Source organism: Pseudomonas sp. NMI542_15 (genome assembly GCF_021283425.1).
Classification (GTDB): domain Bacteria; phylum Pseudomonadota; class Gammaproteobacteria; order Pseudomonadales; family Pseudomonadaceae; genus Aquipseudomonas; species Aquipseudomonas fortuita.
This window is the reverse complement of the sequence record NZ_JAJSRO010000013.1, coordinates 18228-40477: the sequence shown is the minus strand read 5'-3', so window position 1 is coordinate 40477 and position 22250 is coordinate 18228. Positions and strand designations below refer to the sequence as shown.

Annotated in this window: 33 protein-coding genes; 2 read left to right on the top strand and 31 right to left on the bottom strand. The window is 58.2% G+C overall.

What is annotated here, in order from left to right:
- Window positions 1-108: 108 nt before the first annotated feature.
- Window positions 109-1503 (top strand): aminotransferase-like domain-containing protein, encoded by a 1395-nt coding sequence (locus tag LU684_RS18685; protein WP_060519293.1) that lies wholly within the window; start codon window positions 109-111, stop codon window positions 1501-1503.
- A 201-nt stretch (window positions 1504-1704) separates the two neighbouring features.
- Here LU684_RS18685 and LU684_RS18680 read toward each other — a convergent pair whose 3' ends face one another.
- The gene (locus LU684_RS18680; protein ID WP_016484656.1) at window positions 1705-2253 is read right to left on the bottom strand and encodes a single-stranded DNA-binding protein; all 549 of its coding nucleotides are present in this window, start codon (window positions 2251-2253) and stop codon (window positions 1705-1707) included.
- A 9-nt stretch (window positions 2254-2262) separates the two neighbouring features.
- Window positions 2263-3657, bottom strand: a complete 1395-nt coding sequence (locus LU684_RS18675; protein ID WP_232894895.1) for an MFS transporter — start codon at window positions 3655-3657, stop codon at window positions 2263-2265.
- 129 nt (window positions 3658-3786) lie between these two features.
- Between LU684_RS18675 and uvrA the strand changes: the two genes are divergently transcribed.
- Entirely contained in the window at window positions 3787-6621 is a 2835-nt protein-coding gene (gene uvrA / locus LU684_RS18670; RefSeq protein WP_232894894.1) for an excinuclease ABC subunit UvrA, read from the top strand.
- A 74-nt stretch (window positions 6622-6695) separates the two neighbouring features.
- On the opposite strand, the gene bfr is transcribed toward uvrA, so the two are convergent.
- The 29 genes from bfr to rplC form a co-directional block, all read right to left on the bottom strand.
- A complete protein-coding gene (gene bfr, locus LU684_RS18665) occupies window positions 6696-7160 on the bottom strand; it encodes a bacterioferritin (RefSeq protein ID WP_003255449.1) in 465 nt (154 codons plus the stop codon).
- 163 nt (window positions 7161-7323) lie between these two features.
- A complete protein-coding gene (locus LU684_RS18660; protein WP_145913432.1) occupies window positions 7324-8763 on the bottom strand; it encodes a catalase in 1440 nt (479 codons plus the stop codon).
- 171 nt (window positions 8764-8934) lie between these two features.
- Window positions 8935-9321 (bottom strand): 50S ribosomal protein L17, encoded by a 387-nt coding sequence (rplQ, locus tag LU684_RS18655; RefSeq protein ID WP_003255451.1) that lies wholly within the window; start codon window positions 9319-9321, stop codon window positions 8935-8937.
- A gap of 42 nt (window positions 9322-9363) precedes the next feature.
- Entirely contained in the window at window positions 9364-10365 is a 1002-nt protein-coding gene (locus tag LU684_RS18650; RefSeq protein ID WP_232894893.1) for a DNA-directed RNA polymerase subunit alpha, read from the bottom strand.
- A 22-nt stretch (window positions 10366-10387) separates the two neighbouring features.
- Entirely contained in the window at window positions 10388-11008 is a 621-nt protein-coding gene (gene rpsD / locus LU684_RS18645; RefSeq protein WP_012270238.1) for a 30S ribosomal protein S4, read from the bottom strand.
- 15 nt (window positions 11009-11023) lie between these two features.
- Entirely contained in the window at window positions 11024-11413 is a 390-nt protein-coding gene (rpsK, locus tag LU684_RS18640) for a 30S ribosomal protein S11 (protein ID WP_003255454.1), read from the bottom strand.
- 18 nt (window positions 11414-11431) lie between these two features.
- The gene (gene rpsM, locus LU684_RS18635) at window positions 11432-11788 is read right to left on the bottom strand and encodes a 30S ribosomal protein S13 (RefSeq protein ID WP_003255457.1); all 357 of its coding nucleotides are present in this window, start codon (window positions 11786-11788) and stop codon (window positions 11432-11434) included.
- A 131-nt stretch (window positions 11789-11919) separates the two neighbouring features.
- On the bottom strand, window positions 11920-12036 hold the full coding sequence (gene rpmJ, locus LU684_RS18630) for a 50S ribosomal protein L36 (RefSeq protein WP_002555468.1): 117 nt from the start codon (window positions 12034-12036) through the stop codon (window positions 11920-11922).
- A 28-nt stretch (window positions 12037-12064) separates the two neighbouring features.
- On the bottom strand, window positions 12065-13396 hold the full coding sequence (gene secY, locus LU684_RS18625; RefSeq protein WP_003257108.1) for a preprotein translocase subunit SecY: 1332 nt from the start codon (window positions 13394-13396) through the stop codon (window positions 12065-12067).
- Window positions 13397-13831 (bottom strand): 50S ribosomal protein L15, encoded by a 435-nt coding sequence (rplO, locus tag LU684_RS18620; protein WP_003255461.1) that lies wholly within the window; start codon window positions 13829-13831, stop codon window positions 13397-13399. It abuts the gene before it with no gap.
- 3 nt (window positions 13832-13834) lie between these two features.
- Window positions 13835-14011 (bottom strand): 50S ribosomal protein L30, encoded by a 177-nt coding sequence (rpmD, locus tag LU684_RS18615; protein ID WP_016393393.1) that lies wholly within the window; start codon window positions 14009-14011, stop codon window positions 13835-13837.
- A gap of 2 nt (window positions 14012-14013) precedes the next feature.
- Entirely contained in the window at window positions 14014-14514 is a 501-nt protein-coding gene (gene rpsE / locus LU684_RS18610; protein ID WP_003255465.1) for a 30S ribosomal protein S5, read from the bottom strand.
- 3 nt (window positions 14515-14517) lie between these two features.
- On the bottom strand, window positions 14518-14868 hold the full coding sequence (gene rplR / locus LU684_RS18605) for a 50S ribosomal protein L18 (RefSeq protein WP_003255467.1): 351 nt from the start codon (window positions 14866-14868) through the stop codon (window positions 14518-14520).
- A gap of 10 nt (window positions 14869-14878) precedes the next feature.
- Entirely contained in the window at window positions 14879-15412 is a 534-nt protein-coding gene (rplF, locus tag LU684_RS18600) for a 50S ribosomal protein L6 (protein WP_003255469.1), read from the bottom strand.
- Between the two features lie 12 nt (window positions 15413-15424).
- The gene (gene rpsH, locus LU684_RS18595) at window positions 15425-15817 is read right to left on the bottom strand and encodes a 30S ribosomal protein S8 (RefSeq protein ID WP_003255471.1); all 393 of its coding nucleotides are present in this window, start codon (window positions 15815-15817) and stop codon (window positions 15425-15427) included.
- A 209-nt stretch (window positions 15818-16026) separates the two neighbouring features.
- Window positions 16027-16332 carry a 30S ribosomal protein S14 gene (rpsN, locus tag LU684_RS18590; RefSeq protein WP_009681970.1) on the bottom strand — a complete coding sequence of 102 codons (306 nt, stop codon included), beginning with the start codon at window positions 16330-16332 and terminating at the stop codon, window positions 16027-16029.
- Between the two features lie 13 nt (window positions 16333-16345).
- Window positions 16346-16885 (bottom strand): 50S ribosomal protein L5, encoded by a 540-nt coding sequence (gene rplE, locus LU684_RS18585; RefSeq protein ID WP_003255474.1) that lies wholly within the window; start codon window positions 16883-16885, stop codon window positions 16346-16348.
- A gap of 20 nt (window positions 16886-16905) precedes the next feature.
- On the bottom strand, window positions 16906-17220 hold the full coding sequence (gene rplX, locus LU684_RS18580; RefSeq protein ID WP_003255476.1) for a 50S ribosomal protein L24: 315 nt from the start codon (window positions 17218-17220) through the stop codon (window positions 16906-16908).
- An 11-nt stretch (window positions 17221-17231) separates the two neighbouring features.
- Complete coding sequence (rplN, locus tag LU684_RS18575) at window positions 17232-17600, bottom strand: 50S ribosomal protein L14 (RefSeq protein ID WP_002555479.1); 369 nt, start codon at window positions 17598-17600, stop codon at window positions 17232-17234.
- A 23-nt stretch (window positions 17601-17623) separates the two neighbouring features.
- Window positions 17624-17890 (bottom strand): 30S ribosomal protein S17, encoded by a 267-nt coding sequence (gene rpsQ / locus LU684_RS18570; protein ID WP_023534981.1) that lies wholly within the window; start codon window positions 17888-17890, stop codon window positions 17624-17626.
- A 2-nt stretch (window positions 17891-17892) separates the two neighbouring features.
- Window positions 17893-18084: a 50S ribosomal protein L29 gene (gene rpmC, locus LU684_RS18565; RefSeq protein ID WP_002555481.1), complete on the bottom strand. Its 192-nt coding sequence runs from the start codon at window positions 18082-18084 to the stop codon at window positions 17893-17895.
- Window positions 18084-18497, bottom strand: a complete 414-nt coding sequence (rplP, locus tag LU684_RS18560; RefSeq protein ID WP_003255479.1) for a 50S ribosomal protein L16 — start codon at window positions 18495-18497, stop codon at window positions 18084-18086. The genes rpmC and rplP overlap by 1 nt, the downstream gene beginning before the upstream one ends.
- Window positions 18498-18509: 12 nt before the next feature.
- Complete coding sequence (rpsC, locus tag LU684_RS18555; RefSeq protein WP_003255481.1) at window positions 18510-19196, bottom strand: 30S ribosomal protein S3; 687 nt, start codon at window positions 19194-19196, stop codon at window positions 18510-18512.
- 13 nt (window positions 19197-19209) lie between these two features.
- On the bottom strand, window positions 19210-19542 hold the full coding sequence (gene rplV / locus LU684_RS18550; protein WP_003103908.1) for a 50S ribosomal protein L22: 333 nt from the start codon (window positions 19540-19542) through the stop codon (window positions 19210-19212).
- Between the two features lie 11 nt (window positions 19543-19553).
- Entirely contained in the window at window positions 19554-19829 is a 276-nt protein-coding gene (gene rpsS, locus LU684_RS18545) for a 30S ribosomal protein S19 (RefSeq protein WP_003255482.1), read from the bottom strand.
- Window positions 19830-19845: 16 nt separating this feature from the next.
- The gene (gene rplB, locus LU684_RS18540; RefSeq protein ID WP_008089816.1) at window positions 19846-20670 is read right to left on the bottom strand and encodes a 50S ribosomal protein L2; all 825 of its coding nucleotides are present in this window, start codon (window positions 20668-20670) and stop codon (window positions 19846-19848) included.
- Window positions 20671-20684: 14 nt separating this feature from the next.
- Window positions 20685-20984, bottom strand: coding sequence for a 50S ribosomal protein L23 (rplW, locus tag LU684_RS18535; RefSeq protein WP_003255484.1), 300 nt, complete (start codon window positions 20982-20984; stop codon window positions 20685-20687).
- A complete protein-coding gene (gene rplD / locus LU684_RS18530) occupies window positions 20981-21583 on the bottom strand; it encodes a 50S ribosomal protein L4 (protein WP_003255485.1) in 603 nt (200 codons plus the stop codon). Before rplD ends, rplW begins: the two co-directional genes overlap by 4 nt.
- Window positions 21584-21595: 12 nt before the next feature.
- Window positions 21596-22231 carry a 50S ribosomal protein L3 gene (rplC, locus tag LU684_RS18525; RefSeq protein ID WP_003257089.1) on the bottom strand — a complete coding sequence of 212 codons (636 nt, stop codon included), beginning with the start codon at window positions 22229-22231 and terminating at the stop codon, window positions 21596-21598.
- Window positions 22232-22250: the final 19 nt, after the last annotated feature.

Below are 22250 nucleotides of genomic sequence, written 5' to 3'. Positions count from 1 at the left end.
GCGCCGATTCGCACCAATAGAGTTAATTCACACATCGGAAACGCGATTACCCCGATAAGAGCTTTCGTGCTAGGCTTCCGCGTTCTTGCAGATTCTGGTGCCATTTCCATGTGGGTTCCTCACTACAGCGACCTGGCGCAGCCGGTCTACCTGATGATTGCCGATGCTCTTGAACAGGACATTGGCAATGGCCGTCTGGCGCCAGGCGACCGCCTGCCAACACTCAAGGATCTCGCCGAGTCATTACAGGTGACGCCTGGCACTATCGGACGCGCCTATGACGAAGCCGCCAAAAGGGGTTTGGTGGTTGGCGAGGTTGGTCGGGGGACTTTCGTCCTGCAGCAACGGCCGGCGCGTGCCCCTGCCCCCACCGCATCTTTGCGGCCAGCACCGCCCAAACATGAAAGCGGCCAGATTGACCTTTCGATCATCAAGCCCAACGACGCGCACATGGCCGACTGGCTGCGCAGAGCAATTACCGAGCTGGCCTCATCCCCCGACCTTGACCAAGTGCTCGACTACGTTACTGACGGTGGCCATGCGACGCACAAGCAGGCTGGCGCCAGCTGGATTCAGCGCTGGCTGCCCGACGCTCGCGCGCAACAGGTGGTGCTGACCTCCGGCGCTCAACATGGGCTGCTGGTGGCCATCAGCAGCTTGTCGAAAAGCGATGATGTGATCCTCTGCGAGTCGCTCTGCTACCCCGGCATCATCTCCCTTGCCCACAGCATGGGCCGCCGTTTGCGCGGGGTAGCCATGGACGAGCACGGCCTTATTCCGGAGGCCTTGCGGGCCGCCTGCCAGGAGCACCGACCGTCGCTGCTGGTATGTGTGACCACTCACCAGAACCCGACCAATTCGGTAATGCCGCACGCGCGTCGCGAGGCTATCGCGCAGATTGCCCGCGAGTTCGACCTGTTCATCGTGGATGACGATATCTACGGTTTCCTCGAACCGGCGCCTGACTACAAACCCTTGGCCGCCTATGCACCTGAGCGCTCGGTGTACCTGACCAGCCTGTCCAAAAGCGTGCTGCCGGCCCTGCGTATCGGCTACCTCTACGCGCCGCCACAAACGCTTTCACGGTTGTCGTCCATGGTGCGCAGCAGCGTCTGGATGCCCTCCCCGCTGATGGCCCAGTTGGCCAGCAACCTGATCAACAGCGGTATGGCCGATCAGCTGGTGCGGGAGCAGCAGGAAGAAGCCGCCGCACGGCAGCTCATGGCACAGGAACTCCTGGGCAGGTACAAGATTCGCAGCCAGCCCAACAGTTTCCATATCTGGCTGGAACTCCCTGAACCATGGACCAGCGATGAATTCGCCAACCTGGCGCGCAACAATGGCGTCACCGTGGTCAGCGGCAGCCAGTTTCTGCCTGAGCGCACACCCGCCAGCTGTGGCGTGCGTATCGCCCTGATGACGCCAAGCCGTGCCGAACTCAGCTTTGCCTTGACCAAACTCGCCAGCTTGCTGGATTCATCCGAACCACGGCTTTTCTACTAGCAATGAGCGAGGCTGAAGGGTGCTCACGAATCCGCTGACACGCCGGCGGCATTGGCATCAGTGGCGCAACGCCGAGTCCTCAACATGCAGCTTGGCTACGCGGCGGGGCGCGGCGCTCCCTCAGTATCGGAGGGGGCGCGCATAAAAAAACCCAGGGAAATGCCCTGGGTTTTCGATGTAGCGGACGCGTTACCGGTCGTGTCAGAACGGAATATCGTCATCAAAGCTGTCAAAGTCCGCAGCCGGCTGAGGCGCGGGCTGTTGCGGCGCCGGGCGCTGAGGGGCCTGTTGCGGGCGCTGAGCCTGTTGGCGAGGCGGTGCCTGGTTGTATTGCTGGGGCTGGCCACCCTGGTTGTAGTTGCCGCCACCCTGGTTGTACGGGTCGCCGCCCTGCTGCTGACCCTGTGGACGGCCGCCAAGCAGCTGCATGGTGCCGTTGATGTCGACGATGATCTCGGTGGTGTAGCGCTTGATGCCGTCTTTTTCCCACTCGCGGGTCTGCAGCTTGCCTTCGATGTAGCACTGCGAACCTTTGCGCAGGTACTCGCCGGCGATTTCGGCAACCTTGCCGAACAGCGACACACGGTGCCATTCGGTACGCTCGACCTTCTGGCCCGACTGCTTGTCGGTCCACTGCTCGCTGGTGGCCAGGCTCAGGTTGGTCACGGCGTTACCGTTGGGCAGGTAGCGGACTTCGGGATCCTGGCCACAGGTGCCGACCAGAATGACTTTGTTAACCCCACGGGCCATAACGTTCTCCTAGGCTTCGCACGCCGAAGAGGCCGGGTTAACCAGGCGCTCGAGGGTCGTACGGTCCAAAATTTTCGTATCCAGTTTGATATAGATGGCGGCTTCGTCTTCCACCACAATGGCGTCGGTTACACCCGGCACGGCCATCAGGCGCTCGGTCAGGCCGGCTTCCCGGACTGCCTCTGGCGTCAGCGGCATGCGCAGGCTGGTCACATAGGGCGGCTCGTTCATGCGCAACGCGACGACCAGCCAGATGGCACACAGTACCGCGCAACCGAGGAACACCATGTTCAGCCCGCCGTGCTGGAATAACCAGCCACCGAGGATTCCTCCCAAGGCAGCGCCGAGGAACTGGCTGGTGGAATAAACCCCCATTGCCGTCCCCTTGCCACCGGCAGGCGACACCTTGCTGACCAGCGAAGGCAGCGAAGCCTCCAGCAGGTTGAATGCGGTAAAGAATACCACGGTGCCAATCACCAGTCCGCGCAAACCGTCAGCCCACTCCCAGAAGTATATCTCTGTCAGCAGCAGGACACTGACCGCGCCAGCCAACACGCGTTTCATCTTGCGCTTTTTTTCGCCGTAGATGATGAACGGGACCATTGCAAAAAATGAGATGAACAGCGCGGTCAGGTATACCCACCAGTGCTCCTCCTTGGGCAGCCCCCCGCGCTCGACGAAGGCCAGGGGCAATGCGACGAAGCTGGCCATGAGGATGGCGTGCAGCACGAAGATGCCCAGGTCCAGGCGCAGAAGGTCCGGATGGCGCAGGGTCGGGCCGATGGCCTGGCGTGCCACACCCGACTCACGGTGCTGCAAAATGCTATGCGTGTTGGGCACGACAAAAGCGACCAGCAGGATGCCGACCAAGGCAAGCCCGGCCGTGGCCAGGAACAATCCTGACAAACCGAAGGCACTTGTCAGCAATGGGCCGACGACCATGGCGACAGCGAACGACAGGCCGATGCTCATGCCGATCATGGCCATGGCCTTGGTCCGGTGTTGCTCGCGGGTGAGGTCGGACAGCAGCGCCATGACTGCGGCAGAAATCGCCCCGGCGCCCTGCAGGATACGCCCGGCGATCACCCCCCAGATGGAGTCGGCCTGTGCCGCCAGCACGCTGCCCAGGGCAAAGATCACCAGCCCCAGGTAAATCACCGGCCGACGGCCGATGCGGTCGGAAATCATGCCGAACGGGATCTGCAGTACCGCCTGGGTCAAGCCATAGGCACCGATGGCCAGGCCGATCAGCGCTGGCGTGGCGCCGGCCAGGTCCATGCCGTAGGTGGCCAGTACCGGCAAGACCATGAACATGCCCAGCATACGAAAGGCAAAGACCAGGGCAAGGCCGCCAGCGGCGCGGGTTTCGCCGCCACTCATGCGCTCGTTGTGGGTGTCGTGCATGGATTAACCTCATGTGAACCGGCGGCGATTCTATCAGTCCGACAGCTTGACGGCATCTACGCGACGCTTTGCCGCGTACTGGCAGGGCGCCGTATACTTCTTTGTTTATGCCCGCCGAGCGAGGCCGCAGTGGACAAGATCCTGATTCGTGGGGCACGTACCCACAACCTGAAGAACATCGACCTGACCCTGCCCCGGGACAAGCTGATCGTGATCACCGGCCTGTCCGGTTCCGGCAAGTCGTCCCTGGCGTTCGACACCCTGTACGCCGAAGGCCAGCGCCGCTACGTGGAATCGTTGTCGGCCTATGCCCGGCAGTTCCTGTCGATGATGGAAAAGCCAGACGTCGACACCATCGAAGGCCTGTCGCCGGCCATTTCCATCGAGCAGAAGTCGACCTCGCACAACCCTCGCTCCACGGTTGGCACCATCACCGAAATCTACGACTACCTGCGCCTGCTATATGCCCGCGTCGGCACGCCACGTTGCCCAGATCACGATATTCCGCTGGAGGCGCAAACGATCAGCCAGATGGTCGACCTGGTGCTGGAGCGCCCGGAAGGCACCAAGCTGATGCTGCTGGCACCGGTCGTGCGCGAGCGCAAAGGTGAGCATCTGGCGGTGTTCGACGAACTGCGCGCCCAGGGCTTTGTGCGGGCCCGGGTAAACGGCAAGCTCTACGAACTTGATGAACTGCCCAAGCTGGACAAGCAGAAGAAGCACAGCATCGATGTGGTAGTGGACCGCTTCAAAGTCCGTGCCGACCTGCAGCAGCGCCTGGCCGAATCGTTCGAGACCGCACTCAAACTGGCCGACGGCATCGCCCTGGTGGCGCCAATGGACGACGAGCAAGGTGAAGAGATGATTTTCTCCGCCCGCTTCGCCTGCCCGGTCTGCGGACATGCCATCAGTGAGCTGGAACCGAAACTGTTCTCCTTCAACAACCCGGCTGGCGCCTGCCCGACCTGTGATGGCCTGGGGGTCAAGCAGTTCTTCGACACCAAGCGCCTGGTCAATGCCGAACTCACCTTGGCCGAAGGCGCCATACGCGGCTGGGACCGGCGCAACGTGTACTACTTCCAGATGCTGGGTTTGCTGGCCGCGCACTACGGCTTCAGCCTGGAGGAACCGTTCGGCGAGCTGTCGGCCGAACACCAGAAGGTCATCCTGCAAGGCAGTGGCAAACAGACTGTCGACTTCAAGTACCTCAACGACCGTGGCGATATCGTCAAGCGCTCGCACCCGTTCGAAGGCATCGTGCCGAACCTGGAGCGCCGCTACCGCGAGACCGAGTCGGCCACCGTGCGCGAGGAACTGGCCAAATTCCTCGGCACCCAGCCCTGCCCGGATTGCCGGGGCACCCGCCTGCGCCGTGAGGCACGCCATGTCTGGGTAGGCGAAAAAACCCTGCCGGCAGTGACCAACCTGCCCATCGGTGAGGCCAGTAGCTACTTTGGCGAACTGACCCTGACCGGGCGCCGCGGTGAGATTGCTTCGAAGATTCTCAAGGAAATCTGCGAACGCCTGCAGTTCCTGGTCAACGTCGGCCTCGACTACCTGACCCTCGACCGCAGCGCCGATACCCTCTCCGGGGGCGAAGCGCAGCGTATCCGCCTGGCCAGCCAGATCGGCGCCGGCCTGGTCGGGGTGATGTACATCCTCGATGAACCGTCTATCGGCCTCCATCAGCGCGATAACGACCGCCTGTTGGCTACCCTAAACCATCTGCGAGACCTGGGTAATACAGTGATCGTGGTGGAGCATGACGAGGACGCCATTCGCCTGGCCGACTACGTGGTCGACATTGGCCCTGGGGCCGGTGTGCACGGTGGGCAGATCGTCGCCGAAGGCACGCCGCAGCAGGTCATGGACCACCCCGACTCATTGACCGGTAAATACCTGTCCGGCCGCAAGAAGATCGTCGTACCCGGCAAGCGCACGCCCCGCAACAAAAAACTGCAGCTCAAGCTCAAGGGCGCGCGCGGCAACAATCTGCAGAACGTCGATCTGGAAATCCCGATCGGCCTGCTGACCTGTGTGACCGGGGTATCCGGCTCGGGCAAGTCGACGCTGATCAACAACACCCTGTTCCCGCTGGCAGCCACTGCCCTCAATGGTGCAAGCACCCTGGAAGCGGCCCCGCACAGCAGCATGGACGGCTTGCAGCACCTGGACAAGGTGGTGGATATCGACCAGAGCCCGATCGGCCGCACCCCGCGCTCGAACCCGGCGACCTACACCGGCATCTTCACGCCGATCCGCGAGCTTTTCTCCGGCGTGCCGGAATCGCGCTCACGCGGCTACGGGCCGGGGCGCTTCTCGTTCAACGTCAAGGGCGGCCGCTGCGAGGCTTGCCAGGGCGACGGTTTGATCAAGGTAGAGATGCACTTCCTGCCGGACATCTACGTGCCGTGCGACGTGTGCAAGAGCAAGCGCTACAACCGCGAAACCCTGGAGATCAAGTACAAGGGCAAGAACATCCACGAGGTGCTGGAAATGACCATCGAGGATGCCCGTGAGTTCTTCGACGCAGTACCCGCGCTGGCGCGCAAGCTGCAAACGTTGATGGATGTGGGCCTGTCGTACATCAAACTGGGCCAGTCGGCCACCACGCTGTCTGGCGGTGAAGCGCAGCGGGTGAAGTTGTCACGCGAGCTGTCCAAGCGCGATACCGGCAAGACCCTGTACATCCTCGACGAACCTACCACAGGCCTGCACTTTGCTGATATCCAGCAGTTGCTGGACGTACTGCATCGCCTGCGCGACCACGGCAACACCGTGGTGGTGATCGAGCACAACCTGGATGTGATCAAGACCGCCGACTGGCTGGTGGACCTGGGGCCTGAGGGTGGTTCCAAAGGTGGCCAGATCATTGCCTGCGGTACACCCGAAGAGCTGTGTGAGATGAAACAGTCGTATACCGGGCATTACCTGAAGCCGCTGCTGGCACGTGATCGGGCCTGAATGTTCCCGATGCAATGAAAAGCCCCTGGTACCGTCGGTGCCAGGGGCTTTTTTTTGTTGAAACTGTGGATTAATTACATCTGCGATTGCAGGTAGTTCTCCAGACCAATGGCCTTGATCAGCCCTTGCTGCTTTTCCAGCCAGTAGGTGTGATCTTCCTCGGTGTCAGCCAACTGCGCTCGAAGAATGTCACGGCTGACGTAGTCCTTGTGCAGCTCGCACAGCTCAATGCCTTTGCACAGGGCGCCACGCACCTTGTATTCAAGTTTGAGGTCAGCCTCGATCATTTCCGGCACGGTGCTGCCGACTTCCAGGTCGTCCGCGCGCATGTCAGGGGTGCCTTCGAGCATGAGGATGCGACGCATCAGGGCATCGGCGTGCTGCGTCTCTTCTTCCATCTCGTGATTGATGCGCTCGTAGAGCTTGGAAAGGCCCCAGTCTTCGTACATGCGCGAATGGATGAAATACTGGTCGCGTGCCGCCAGTTCGCCCTTCAGCAGCGTGACGAGATAGTTGATTACGTCTGGGTGGCCTTGCATCGCCATGGTTCTCCATGTGAAAACGTCTATGCCACATAGTGTGAACCAGCTTTTGCCTGCGGTCACTGAAAAAGGCGCAATCCGACGCAAAAAAACGGTTAAACAGTAGTGATATTCATTGAAAAACCGCCCAAATGAGGGCGGTTCTGCTTATCACTTAGAGTCAGGCCAGGTTGATGCCCAACGCCTTGGCAATGCCTTCGCCATAGGCCGGGTCAGCCTTGAAGAAGTACTGCAACTGGCGCTGGATCACGTCTTCGCTGACACCTGCCATGGTCCCGGCGATATTGCTGATCAGCAACGCCTTCTGCCCTTCGCTCATCAGGCGGAACAGCGCGCCGGCATGGCTGAAGTAGTCGGTGTCCTCACGGTGATCGTAACGGTCTGCCGAACCGTTCAGAGCCAGGGGTGGCTCGGCATGGCGTGGTGACTGCTTCGGCGCCTCAGCGTAGCTGTTGGGCTCGTAGTTAGGGGCACTCCCATAGCTGCCCGTGGCCATGGAGCCATCGCGCTGGTAGCTGTTGACTGCGCAGCGTGGCGCATTCACAGGCAAGTGCTGGTGGTTGGTGCCCACACGGTAGCGGTGCGCGTCTGCGTAGGCGAATACACGGCCCTGCAGCATGCGGTCAGGCGACAGGCCAACCCCTGGCACCATGTTGCTCGGCCCGAACGCAGCCTGCTCGACTTCGGCGAAGTAGTTGAGCGGGTTACGGTTGAGCTCCAGCACGCCCACCTCTATCAACGGATAATCCTTCTGCGACCAGGTCTTGGTGACGTCGAAGGGGTTCTCGTCTCGGCTGGCAGCCTCGGCTTCGCTCATCACCTGAATGCATACGGTCCAACGCGGGTAGTCGCCACGTTCAATGGCTTCGAACAGGTCGCGCTGGGCGTAGTCCGGGTCAGTACCCGCCAGGCGTGCAGCATCTGCCGGCGCGAGGTTCTTGATACCTTGCTGGGTCTTGAAATGCCACTTGACCCAGGTACGCTCGCCCTTGGCGTTGATCAAACTGTACGTGTGGCTGCCGAAGCCGTGCATATGCCGATAGCCGTCCGGAATACCACGGTCCGAGAACAGGATGGTGACCTGGTGCAGCGCTTCGGGCGAGTGCGACCAAAAATCCCACATCATCTGGGCGTTCTTCAGGTTGGACTGCGGATGGCGCTTCTGGGTGTGGATAAAGTCGGGGAATTTCAGCGGATCGCGAATAAAGAACACTGGCGTGTTATTACCCACAATGTCCCAGTTGCCTTCTTCGGTGTAGAACTTGACGGCAAAGCCACGAGGGTCGCGTTCGGTGTCTGCAGAGCCACGTTCGCCACCGACAGTGGAGAAGCGCAGGAAGGTTTCTGTTTGCTTGCCGACCTGCTCAAACAGCTTGGCGCAGGTGTAGCGGGTGATGTCGCGATTGACGGTAAAGGTGCCGTAGGCGCCCGAGCCTTTGGCGTGCACACGGCGCTCAGGAATGTTCTCGCGGTTGAAATGGGCGAGCTTCTCGATCAGGTGGAAGTCGTCGAGCAACAACGGGCCACGCGGGCCGGCGGAACGGGAGTTCTGGTTGTCGGCTACGGGTGCACCGCTGGCGGTGGTAAGAATCTTGCTCATGGGCTCTCCTTATCGGTCTTCAAGCGCCGGCTAATCGGCTTGGAGAGAGTATCGACGAGCAAGGTTACAGGGACAAATTCATTACATGACTTGTATCAATAGAAATTAACAATACAAACAGACACAAAAAACCGGGCACTAGGCCCGGTTCTTTGTAGCAGACAGAACGTCTTACTCAGCAGCTTCTACAGCACCGCCGACCGGACGATCAACCAGCTCGACGTACGCCATAGGCGCGTTGTCGCCAGCGCGGAAACCGCACTTCAGGATGCGCAGGTAGCCGCCCTGACGGGTGGCGTAACGCTTGCCCAGGTCGTTGAACAGTTTGCCAACAGCGGACTTCGAACGGGTACGGTCGAAGGCCAGACGGCGGTTAGCAACGCTGTCTTCCTTGGCCAGGGTGATCAGCGGCTCGGCAACGCGGCGCAGTTCCTTGGCTTTCGGCAGGGTGGTTTTGATCAGCTCGTGCTCGATCAACGACACTGCCATGTTCTGGAACATAGCCTTGCGGTGAGAGCTGGTACGGCTCAGGTGACGTCCACTTTTACGATGACGCATGATTCATTCCTTACCAAACACAACGTTCGGTGATTACGACGATCAGGCGGTCGCCTTGTCGTCTTTCTTAAGACTTGCAGGCGGCCAGTTGTCGAGGCGCATGCCGAGAGACAGACCACGAGAGGCCAGGACGTCCTTGATTTCAGTCAGGGACTTCTTGCCCAGGTTAGGAGTCTTCAACAGCTCTACTTCGGTACGCTGAATCAGGTCGCCGATGTAGTAGATGTTCTCCGCCTTGAGGCAGTTGGCCGAACGTACAGTCAGTTCCAGGTCGTCAACCGGACGCAGCAGGATCGGATCGATCTCGTCTTCCTGCTCGACTACGACAGGCTCACTGTCACCTTTGAGGTCGACGAACGCGGCCAGCTGCTGTTGCAGGATGGTCGCAGCGCGGCGGATAGCCTCTTCAGGATCCAGGGTGCCGTTGGTTTCCAGATCAATGACCAGCTTGTCCAGGTTGGTACGCTGTTCAACACGGGCGTTTTCGACCACATAGGCGATACGACGCACCGGGCTGAACGAAGCGTCCAACTGCAGACGGCCAATGCTACGGCTTTCGTCTTCGTCGGTTTGACGGGAGTCGGCCGGCTCGTAACCGCGACTACGAGCTACAGTGAGCTTCATGTTCAGGGCGCCGTTCGACGCCAGGTTCGCGATTACGTGATCGGGGTTGACGATCTCGACATCGTGATCCAGCTGAATATCGGCAGCGGTAACCACCCCCGAACCCTTTTTCGACAAGGTCAGCGTAACTTCGTCACGACCGTGCAGTTTGATAGCCAGGCCTTTCAGGTTCAACAGGATTTCAATTACGTCTTCCTGTACACCTTCGATCGCGGAGTACTCGTGGAGTACGCCATCGATCTCGGCCTCGACTACTGCACAGCCAGGCATGGAGGACAACAGGATGCGGCGCAGCGCGTTGCCCAGGGTATGGCCGAAACCACGCTCGAGAGGCTCGAGCGTAATCTTGGCGCGGGTCGGACTGACTACCTGCACATCAATGTGGCGGGGAGTCAGGAACTCATTTACCGAAATCTGCATGGATGCACCTATTTTCTAGCCCTTACTTGGAGTAGAGCTCGACAATCAGGTTTTCGTTGATGTCGGCAGACAGGTCGCTGCGAGCAGGAACGTTCTTGAAAACGCCCGACTTTTTAGCAGCATCCACGTCAACCCACTCAACGCGGCCACGCTGGGCGCAGAGTTCAAGGGCTTGAACAATGCGCAGCTGGGCCAGCGACTTCTCGCGGACCGCGACCACGTCACCCGGACGAACTTGGTAGGATGGAATGTTTACAGTCTTACCGTTGACGCTGATCGCTTTGTGCGAAACCAGCTGACGGGATTCGGAACGAGTCGAACCGAAGCCCATACGGTAGACGACGTTATCCAGACGGCACTCGAGCAGTTGCAGCAGGTTCTCACCGGTTGCGCCTTTTTTCGAGGCAGCAGCTTGGTAGTAACCGCGGAACTGACGCTCCAGAACACCGTAGATACGACGAACTTTTTGTTTCTCGCGCAGCTGGGTACCGTAGTCGGACTGACGGCCACGGCGCTGGCCGTGGATACCTGGGGCTGCTTCGATGTTGCACTTCGATTCCAGAGCGCGAACGCCGCTCTTCAGGAACAGATCGGTGCCTTCACGACGAGACAGTTTGCATTTTGGACCAATGTAACGTGCCATTCTTCTGTCTCCTGATTACACGCGACGCTTCTTCGGCGGACGGCACCCGTTATGCGGGATTGGCGTCACGTCGGTGATGCTGGCGATCTTGTAGCCGCAGCTGTTCAGTGCACGAACGGCGGATTCACGACCCGGACCTGGACCCTTGACGTTTACGTCGAGGTTCTTCAGGCCGTATTCCAGCGCAGCTTGACCAGCACGCTCAGCAGCAATCTGGGCTGCGAACGGGGTGGATTTGCGCGAACCACGGAAACCCGAACCACCGGAGGTCGCCCAGGACAAAGCATTGCCCTGACGGTCGGTGATGGTCACGATGGTGTTGTTGAAAGAAGCGTGGATGTGGGCGATGCCATCAACCACTGTCTTTTTGACTTTCTTACGAGGACGAGCAGCAGGTTTTGCCATGTCTATATTCCTGGGCGGTTACTTGCGGATCGGCTTACGCGGGCCCTTACGGGTGCGTGCGTTGGTCTTGGTGCGCTGACCGCGAACCGGCAGACCTTTACGATGACGCAGGCCGCGGTAGCAACCCAGGTCCATCAAGCGCTTGATCTTCATGTTGATGTCACGACGCAGGTCACCTTCGGTGGTGAACTTCGCAACTTCGCCACGCAGGGTTTCGATTTGCTCGTCGCTCAGATCCTTGATCTTAGCGGCTGGGTTTACACCAGCGTCTGCACAGATCTTCTGTGCAGTTGTGCGACCGACACCATAGATGTAGGTCAGCGAGATAACAGTATGCTTGTTATCTGGAATGTTGACGCCTGCAATACGGGCCATTCAGTGGGACTCCAATTGACAGCTACCTACGCCCCGGAAGCCAAGAAATAGGGCGCGAGATAATATCGCTGTAGAAACGAATAATCAACCCAGCAGCACACTAGCTGCTGGGTTTGAAGCGCAGATCACACTCAGCCTTGGCGCTGTTTGTGACGCGGTTCCGCGCTGCAGATCACTCGAACGACGCCTTCGCGACGGATGATCTTGCAGTTGCGGCACAGCTTTTTCACCGATGCACGAACTTTCATTACCGACTCCTCGAACCTTAGGGGCGTATCAGCGCAGCAGACCGCTGCCACCGTAGCCTTTCAGGTTGGCTTTCTTCATCAGGGATTCGTACTGGTGCGAAACGAGGTGCGATTGTACTTGGGACATGAAGTCCATCACAACCACTACCACAATCAGCAACGAGGTCCCGCCAAGGTAGAACGGCACATTTGCTGCCACCACCAGGAACTGGGGCAGAAGGCAGACGGCCATCATGTAAAGAGCACCGAACATGGTCAAACGGGTCAGAACGCCATCAATGTAGCGCGCAGACTGCTCACCAGGACGGATACCCGGAATAAAGGCACCGGACTTCTTCAGGTTTTCCGCTACGTCTTTCGGGTTGAACATCAACGCTGTGTAGAAGAAGCAGAAGAAAATGATCCCTGCACTAAACAGCAAAATGTTCAACGGCTGACCAGGAGCGATCGACTGCGAGATGTCCTGCAGCCAGCCCATACCTTCGGACTGACCGAACCAGGCACCCAGCGAAGCCGGGAACAGCAAAATGCTGCTGGCGAAAATGGCCGGGATAACCCCCGCCATGTTCACCTTCAACGGCAAGTGGCTGGTCTGCGCAGCAAAGACCTTGCGGCCCTGCTGACGCTTGGCGTAGTGAACAGCGATACGACGCTGACCACGCTCAATGAACACCACAAAACCGATAATCGCTACTGCCAGCAAACCGATAGCGACCAGGGCGAAAATGTTGATATCGCCTGTGCGTGCAGACTCGAAAGACTGCCCGATTGCTCTCGGAAGACCGGCAACGATACCTGCGAAGATCAACATCGAGATACCGTTGCCCACACCGCGCTCGGTGATCTGCTCGCCCAGCCACATCATGAACATCGCGCCTGCCACGAACGTGGAGACGGCAACGACATGGAAGCCCAGGCCCACAGAAAACGCCACGCCCTGGTTGGCCAGGCCAATGGACATGCCAATGGCTTGAACCAGTGCCAGGATAACGGTGCCGTAGCGGGTGTACTGGCTGATCTTGCGACGGCCAGCTTCACCTTCCTTCTTCAACTGCTCCAGTTGCGGGCTGACCGCCGTCATCAGCTGCATGATGATCGATGCCGAAATGTACGGCATGATCCCCAGTGCAAAGATGCTCATGCGCTCAAGCGCGCCACCGGAAAACATGTTGAACAAGCTAAGAATGGTCCCCTCATTCTGCCGAAACAGATCCGCCAGACGGTCCGGATTGATGCCTGGAACCGGGATATGTGCACCTATCCGATAGACGATAATCGCCATGAACAGAAAGCGCAGACGAGCCCAGAGTTCCGACATCCCGCCCTTACCGAGCGAAGAGAGAGCACCTTGCTTAGCCATTTATTCCTCGAATTTGCCGCCAGCTGCTTCGATAGCCGCACGCGCACCCTTGGTGGCTGCGATGCCCTTGATGGTGACTGCGCGAGTAACTTCGCCAGACAGCATGATTTTCACACGCTGAATGTGCTGGTTGATCACGTTGGCATCCTTCAAGGATTGCACGGAGATCACGTCGCCTTCCACTTTGGCCAGCTCGGACAGACGCACTTCGGCGCGATCCATGGCTTTCAGGGAAACGAAGCCGAATTTCGGCAGACGACGGTGCAGCGGCTGTTGACCGCCTTCGAAGCCCGGAGCGATCGAACCACCCGAACGGGAGGTCTGACCTTTGTGGCCACGGCCGCCGGTTTTACCCAGACCGCTACCGATACCACGACCCGGACGATGCTTCTCGCGACGGGAACCCGGCGCTGGACTCAGATCATTGAGTTTCATCGATTAACCCTCGACGCGCAGCATGTAGTAAGCCTTGTTGATCATCCCGCGATTCTCGGGAGTATCCTGGACTTCTACAGTGTGACCGATGCGACGCAGACCCAGGCCCTTAACACACAGTTTGTGGTTAGGCAGACGGCCCGAGACGCTCTTGATCAGCGTTACTTTTACGGTTGCCATGATTAGAAGATCTCCTCGACGCTCTTGCCGCGCTTGGCAGCAATGGATTCAGGAGATTGCATGGCTTTCAGACCCTTGAAAGTGGCGTAAACCACGTTCACTGGGTTGGTCGAACCGTAGCACTTGGCCAGAACGTTCTGAACGCCAGCAACTTCCAGGACAGCACGCATTGCGCCACCGGCGATGATACCGGTACCTTCCGAGGCAGGCTGCATGTAAACCTTCGAGGCGCCGTGGGCAGCCTTGGTGGCGTACTGCAGGGTGGTGCCCTTCAGGTCAACCTGGATCATGTTGCGGCGAGCAGCTTCCATGGCTTTCTGAATCGCAGCAGGTACTTCGCGCGATTTGCCACGGCCGAAGCCGACACGACCTTTACCATCACCTACCACGGTCAACGCGGTGAAGGTGAAGATACGGCCGCCTTTTACGGTCTTGGCAACGCGGTTAACCTGAACCAGCTTCTCGATGTAGCCTTCGTCGCGCTTTTGATCGTTATTTGCCATAACTTAGAACTCCAGCCCGCCTTCACGAGCAGCATCAGCCAGCGCTTTGACGCGGCCATGGTACTTGAAGCCGGAACGGTCAAAGGCAACTTGAGATACACCGGCGGCTTTCGCACGCTCAGCTACCAGCTTGCCAACCTTAGTGGCCGCGTCGATGTTGCCAGTGGCGCCATCACGCAGGTCTTTGTCCAAGGTCGAGGCGCTTGCCAGAACCTTGCTGCCGTCGGCCGAAATGACCTGGGCGTAGATGTGCTGCGAGGAGCGGAACACGCACAGGCGCACGACTTCGAGTTCGTGCATCTTGAGACGTGCTTTGCGAGCGCGACGCAGTCGAATAACTTTTTTGTCGGTCATTTACTAGGCCCTACTTCTTCTTGGCTTCTTTACGACGGACTACTTCGTCCGCGTAACGCACACCTTTGCCTTTGTAAGGCTCTGGCGGACGGAAGTCGCGGATTTCAGCGGCCACCTGACCTACCAGCTGCTTGTCGATACCCTTGATCAGGATGTCGGTCTGGCTAGGCGTTTCAGCGGTGATACCGGCTGGCAGTTCGTAGTCCACTGGGTGCGAGAAGCCCAGGGCCAGGTTCAGGACGGTGCCTTTAGCCTGTGCCTTGTAACCAACACCGACCAGCTGGAGCTTACGCTCGAAGCCTTGGCTTACGCCCTGGACCATGTTGTTCACCAGAGCGCGGGTGGTACCGGCCATGGCACGAGCTTGCTGGTCACCATTGCGAGCAACGAAACGCAGCTCACCAGACTCTTCGGTAACTTCAACAGACGAGTGAACGTTCAGTTCGAGAGTGCCCTTGGCACCCTTCACCGAAAGCTGCTGACCTGCGAATTTGACTTCGACACCGGACGGCAGCTTAACGGGGTTCTTAGCGACGCGAGACATGTCTATCCCCCCTTAGAACACTGTGCACAGAACTTCGCCGCCGACACCGGCAGCGCGCGCAGCGCGATCAGTCATCACACCTTTGTTGGTGGAGACAATAGACACGCCCAGACCGCCACGTACTTTCGGCAGATCGGTGACGGCCTTGTACTGGCGCAGGCCTGGACGGCTGGAGCGCTTCAGTTCCTCGATGACCGGACGGCCTTCGAAGTACTTCAGTTCGATCGACAGGGAAGGCTTGGCTTCACCAGTTACCTGGTAGCCAGCGATGTAACCTTCGTCCTTCAGAACTTTGGCAACCGCGACCTTCAGGGTAGAAGAAGGCATGCTTACGACGGACTTTTCAGCCATCTGGGCATTACGGATGCGAGTTAGCATGTCCGCTAACGGGTCCTGCATACTCATGGGCTAGATGCTCCTGATACAAGAATTATTAGCCTTGCGGCTATGACAACCACCTGAGCGGATTGGGTAAAAAACCCAGGCTCGGGTGAGCCGGTCATTCTAGACACAAGGCAGAAACGAAACAAGCCCCATATAGGGGCTTGTTTCTTGGCGAGATCACCGGCGGTCGGAAGATTGCTCCCCTTGCGCCGGCATCACACCGACAGCGATTACCAGGAGGCCTTGACCAGACCTGGTACGTCGCCGCGCATTGCAGCTTGACGCAGCATGTTACGGCCCAGGCCGAACTTACGGTATACACCGTGAGGACGACCGGTCAGGCGGCAACGGTTGCGCAGGCGCGAGGCGCTAGCGTCGCGTGGCTGCTTCTGCAGAGCGACAACGGCAGCGAAACGCTCTTCTGGAGAGGCGTTAACGTTGACGATGGTCGCTTTCAGCTCAGCACGCTTCTTAGCGAACTTGGCTACCGTCAGCTGACGCTTCAGCTCACGGTTTTTCATGCTCTTCTTAGCCATTTTCCTACTCCAATCAGTTGCGGAACGGGAACTTGAAAGCACGCAGCAGAGCGCGGCCTTCGTCGTCCGAACGAGCAGTGGTGGTCAGGGTGATGTCCAAACCGCGCAGAGCATCGATCTTGTCGTAATCGATTTCCGGGAAGATGATCTGCTCTTTCACGCCCATGCTGTAGTTGCCACGGCCATCGAAGGACTTGGCATTCAGGCCGCGGAAGTCGCGAACCCGAGGCAGGGAGATCGCCAGCAGGCGGTCCAGGAATTCGTACATCTTGTCGCTACGCAGGGTCACCTTGACACCGATCGGCCATCCTTCGCGGACTTTGAAGCCAGCGATGGATTTACGAGCGAAAGTCACGACCGGCTTTTGACCGGTGATCTTTTCCAGGTCAGCTACTGCGTGCTCGATGACTTTCTTGTCGCCGATCGCTTCGCCCAGACCCATGTTCAGGGTGATTTTGGTAACGCGCGGAACTTCCATCACGTTCGACAGCTTAAGTTCTTCCTTAAGCTTAGGAGCGATTTCGTTCCGGTAAATCTCTTTCAGTCGTGCCATGGTCTTCTACCTAGCAGTGTTCAAGCATCAACCGCTTTTTGGGTCGACTTGAAGACACGAATTTTCTTACCGTCTTCTACTTTGAAACCAACGCGGTCAGCCTTGTTGGTTTCGCCGTTGAAGATGGCAACGTTGGAAGCGTGCAGAGGCGCTTCTTTCTCGACGATACCGCCCTGAACGCCCGCCATCGGGTTAGGCTTGGTATGACGCTTGACCAGGTTCACGCCACCGATGACCAGACGGTCATCAGCCAGAACCTTCAGCACCTTACCGCGCTTACCTTTGTCTTTGCCGGCGATCACGATGATCTCGTCGTCACGACGAATCTTTTGCATGTCGGATCTCCTTACAGCACTTCAGGGGCGAGCGAGACGATCTTCATGAACTTCTCAGTACGAAGTTCACGGGTCACTGGCCCGAAGATGCGAGTGCCGATCGGCTCTTGCTTGTTGTTCAGCAGAACAGCAGCGTTGCCGTCGAAACGAATGATGGAACCGTCAGCGCGACGAACACCGTGACGGGTGCGCACGACAACAGCGGTCATCACTTGGCCTTTTTTGACCTTACCGCGCGGAATTGCTTCCTTGACAGTAACCTTGATGATGTCACCGATGCCGGCGTAACGACGGTGCGAGCCGCCGAGCACCTTGATGCACATGACGCGACGAGCGCCGCTGTTATCGGCCACATCGAGCATGGATTGAGTCTGAATCATAAAATTTCTCCGACCCCTAGCCCTTAGACTTCAACAGCGCGTTCGAGGACTTCAACCAGTGCCCAGGACTTGGTCTTGGCCAGCGGACGGGTTTCGGTAATCGAAACCTTGTCGCCGATCTTGCACTGGTTGGTTTCGTCGTGCGCGTGCAGCTTAGTCGAACGCTTAACGTATTTACCGTAGATCGGGTGCTTTACGCGACGCTCGATCAGAACGGTGATGGTCTTGTCCATTTTGTCGCTGACGACACGGCCAGTCAGCGTACGGACGGTTTTTTCAGCTTCAGCCATGATCACTTACCTGCCTGCTGGTTGAGCACAGTTTTCACGCGAGCGATGTCACGCTTAACTTGCGAGAGCAGGTGCGACTGCCCCAACTGGCCAGTTGCTTTCTGCATACGCAGATTGAACTGGTCACGCAGCAAGCCGAGCAGTTGCTCGTTCAGCTGCTGTGCCGATTTTTCACGAAGTTCATTCGCTTTCATCACATCACCGTCCGCTTAACAAAGGAGGTGGCGAGAGGCAGCTTTGCAGCAGCCAGGGCGAAAGCTTCGCGCGCCAGCTCTTCAGAAACACCCTCGATCTCGTACAGGACTTTGCCTGGCTGGATCTGGGCAACCCAGTATTCCACGGAGCCCTTACCTTTACCCATACGAACCTCGAGAGGCTTCTTGGAGATCGGCTTGTCCGGGAACACACGGATCCAGATCTTGCCGCCACGTTTAACGTGACGGGTCAGCGCACGACGTGCGGACTCGATCTGGCGAGCGGTGAGGCGACCGCGAGCAACAGCTTTCAGGGCGAATTCGCCGAAGCTGACCTTGCTACCGCGCAGTGCCAGACCACGGTTGTGGCCGGTCATCTGCTTGCGGAATTTTGTACGCTTTGGTTGCAACATTTGGCGTACCCCTTACTTAGCAGCTTTTTTACGAGGCGCTGGTGCTTGTGGTTTCAGTTCTTCTTGGCGACCACCAATAACTTCGCCTTTGAAGATCCAAACCTTCACACCGATCACACCGTAAGTGGTGTGAGCTTCGTAGGTGTTGTAGTCGATATCGGCACGCAGGGTGTGCAGAGGCACACGACCTTCGCGATACCACTCGGTACGAGCAATCTCGGCACCGCCGAGACGACCGCTCACCTGGATCTTGATGCCCTTGGCACCAATACGCATGGCGTTCTGTACGGCGCGCTTCATGGCGCGACGGAACATTACGCGGCGTTCCAGCTGCTGAGCTACGCTCTGCGCAACCAGCATAGCGTCGAGTTCCGGCTTGCGGATCTCTTCGATGTTGATGTGCACAGGCACACCCATCTGCTTGGTCAGGTCCTGACGCAGCTTCTCAACATCTTCACCTTTCTTACCGATAACGATACCGGGACGAGCGGTGTGGATGGTGATGCGTGCAGTTTGAGCCGGACGATGAATATCGATACGGCTTACGGACGCGCTTTTTAGTTTGTCTTGGAGGTACTCACGCGTTTTCAGATCCTTCAACAGGTAATCTGCGTAAGTAGCACCGTCTGCGTACCAGACGGAGGTGTGCTCCTTGACGATTCCCAGGCGAATGCCAGTGGGATGTACTTTCTGACCCATCTGATCGACTCCGTTACTTGTCCGCAACCTTGACAGTGATATGGCAAGACCGCTTGACGATGCGATCAGCACGGCCTTTGGCACGTGGCATGATACGCTTCAGCGAACGCCCTTCGTTGACGAAGACGGTGGAGACCTTCAGGTCATCAACGTCTGCGCCTTCGTTGTGTTCGGCGTTGGCTACGGCCGACTCGAGGACTTTCTTCATGATTTCAGCGGCTTTTTTGCTGCTGAAGGCCAACAGGTTGAGCGCTTCGCCCACCTTCTTCCCGCGGATCTGGTCGGCGACCAAGCGGGCTTTCTGGGCGGAGATGCGAGCGCCCGACAACTTAGCGGCTACTTCCATTTCCTTACCCCTTAACGCTTGGCTTTCTTGTCAGCCACGTGCCCGCGATAGGTGCGGGTACCGGCGAACTCGCCCAGTTTGTGGCCGACCATGTCTTCGTTCACGAGAACTGGAACATGCTGGCGACCGTTGTGAACCGCGATGGTCAGACCGACCATTTGTGGCAGGATCATCGAGCGACGCGACCAGGTTTTAACTGGCTTGCGATCGTTCTTCTCCACCGCCACTTCGACCTTCTTCAACAGGTGAAGATCGATAAAAGGACCTTTTTTCAGAGAACGTGGCACTGTCGTATCCCTCTAGTTACTTGCGACGACGGACGATCATGTTGTCGGTACGCTTATTACCACGGGTTTTAGCACCCTTGGTTGGGAAGCCCCATGGCGATACCGGATGACGACCACCGGAGGTACGACCTTCACCACCACCATGTGGGTGGTCAACCGGGTTCATGGCAACACCACGAACGGTTGGGCGAACGCCGCGCCAGCGTTTGGCACCCGCTTTACCCAGCGAACGCAGGCTGTGCTCGGAGTTCGAGACTTCGCCCAGGGTCGCACGGCACTCAGCCAGTACTTTACGCATTTCACCGGAACGCAGACGCAGAGTCACGTATACGCCGTCACGAGCGATCAGCTGAGCCGAAGCACCAGCGGAACGAGCGATCTGAGCACCTTTACCCGGCTTCAGTTCGACGCCGTGAATGGTGCTACCTACTGGGATGTTGCGCAGCTGCAGGGAGTTACCGGCCTTGATTGGGGCCAGGGCACCTGCGATCAGCTGGTCGCCAGCGCTCACGCCTTTAGGGGCGATGATGTAGCGACGCTCACCGTCTGCGTAGCACAGCAGGGCGATGTGAGCAGTACGGTTCGGGTCGTATTCGATACGCTCGACAGTGGCTGGAATGCCATCTTTGTCGTTGCGACGGAAGTCAACCAGACGGTAATGCTGCTTATGACCACCACCAACGTGACGAGTGGTAATGCGGCCATTGTTGTTACGACCACCAGACTTCGATTTCTTCTCGAGCAGCGGTGCGTGAGGAGCGCCTTTGTGCAGCTCCTTGTTGACCACCTTGACCACGAAACGGCGGCCAGGGGAAGTCGGTTTGCATTTAACGATTGCCATGATGCACCCCTTCCTTACTCAGCACTGCTGCTGAAATCGAGATCTTGGCCTGGCTGAAGGGAGACGATCGCCTTCTTCCAGTCATTACGCTTGCCCAGACCACGTGCGGTACGCTTGGTTTTACCCAGAACGTTAACAGTCGACACGTTTTCAACTTTTACGTTGAACAGGCCTTCGACAGCTTTCTTGATTTCCAGCTTGGTTGCATCGGTAGCAACCTTGAATACGAACTGGCCTTTTTTCTCAGCCAGAACGGTAGCCTTCTCGGAAACGTGCGGGCCAAGGAGGACTTTAAATACGCGTTCCTGGTTCATCCCAGCAGCTCCTCGAATTTCTTCACGGCCGAGACAGTGATCAACACTTTCTCGTATGCGATCAGACTGACCGGGTCGGAACCTTGTACGTCACGTACGTCGACGTGCGGCAGGTTGCGAGCAGCCAGGTACAGGTTCTGATCAACAGCGTCGGAAACGATCAGTACGTCGCTCAGACCCATGCCGTTCAGCTTGTTCAGCAGATCTTTGGTTTTCGGTGCTTCAACAGCGAAGTCCTGAACCACGACCAGACGGTCGCTACGCACCAGCTCAGCGAGGATGGAGCGCAGAGCTGCGCGATACATCTTCTTGTTGAGCTTTTGCGAGTGATCTTGAGGGCGAGCTGCGAAGGTTACACCACCGCCACGCCAGATCGGACCACGAGTGGTACCAGCACGAGCACGGCCAGTACCCTTCTGACGCCATGGGCGCTTACCGCCACCAGCCACGTCGGAACGGGTCTTTTGCTGCTTGGTGCCCTGACGGCCGCCGGCCATGTAGGCCACGACTGCTTGGTGTACCAGCGTCTCGTTGAATTCGCCACCGAAAGTCAGTTCGGAAACTTCGATCGCCTGAGCGTCATTTACATTGAGTTGCATGTCAGTTTCCCCTTAACCGCGAGCCTTGACAGCTGGACGTACAACCACGTCGCCGCCAGTAGCGCCAGGAACGGCACCCTTGACGAGCAGCAGGTTGCGTTCAGCGTCTACGCGAACTACTTCCAGGGACTGAACAGTCACGCGCTCGGCGCCCATGTGACCGGACATTTTCTTGCCCTTGAACACACGACCAGGAGTCTGGCACTGGCCGATGGAACCAGGCACACGGTGCGACACGGAGTTACCGTGGGTGTTGTCCTGACCACGGAAGTTCCAGCGCTTGATGGTACCGGCGAAGCCTTTACCTTTGGACTGACCAGTAACGTCTACCAGCTGGCCTGCAGTGAAGAGTTCAGCTTTGATCAGATCGCCAGCCTGGAAATCGCCTTCTTCAAGACGGAACTCCCAAACACCGCGACCAGCGGCAACGTTAGCTTTGGCGAAGTGGCCTGCCTGAGCGGCAGTCACACGCGAAGCACGACGCTCGCCGACAGTGACTTGCACTGCACGGTAGCCATCGGTTTCCTCAGTTTTGAACTGGGTGACGCGATTCGGCTCGATCTCAATGACCGTGACCGGAATGGAGACACCTTCTTCGGTGAAAATGCGGGTCATACCGCATTTGCGACCGATTACACCAATAGTCATGTTGTAAACCTCATGAGTG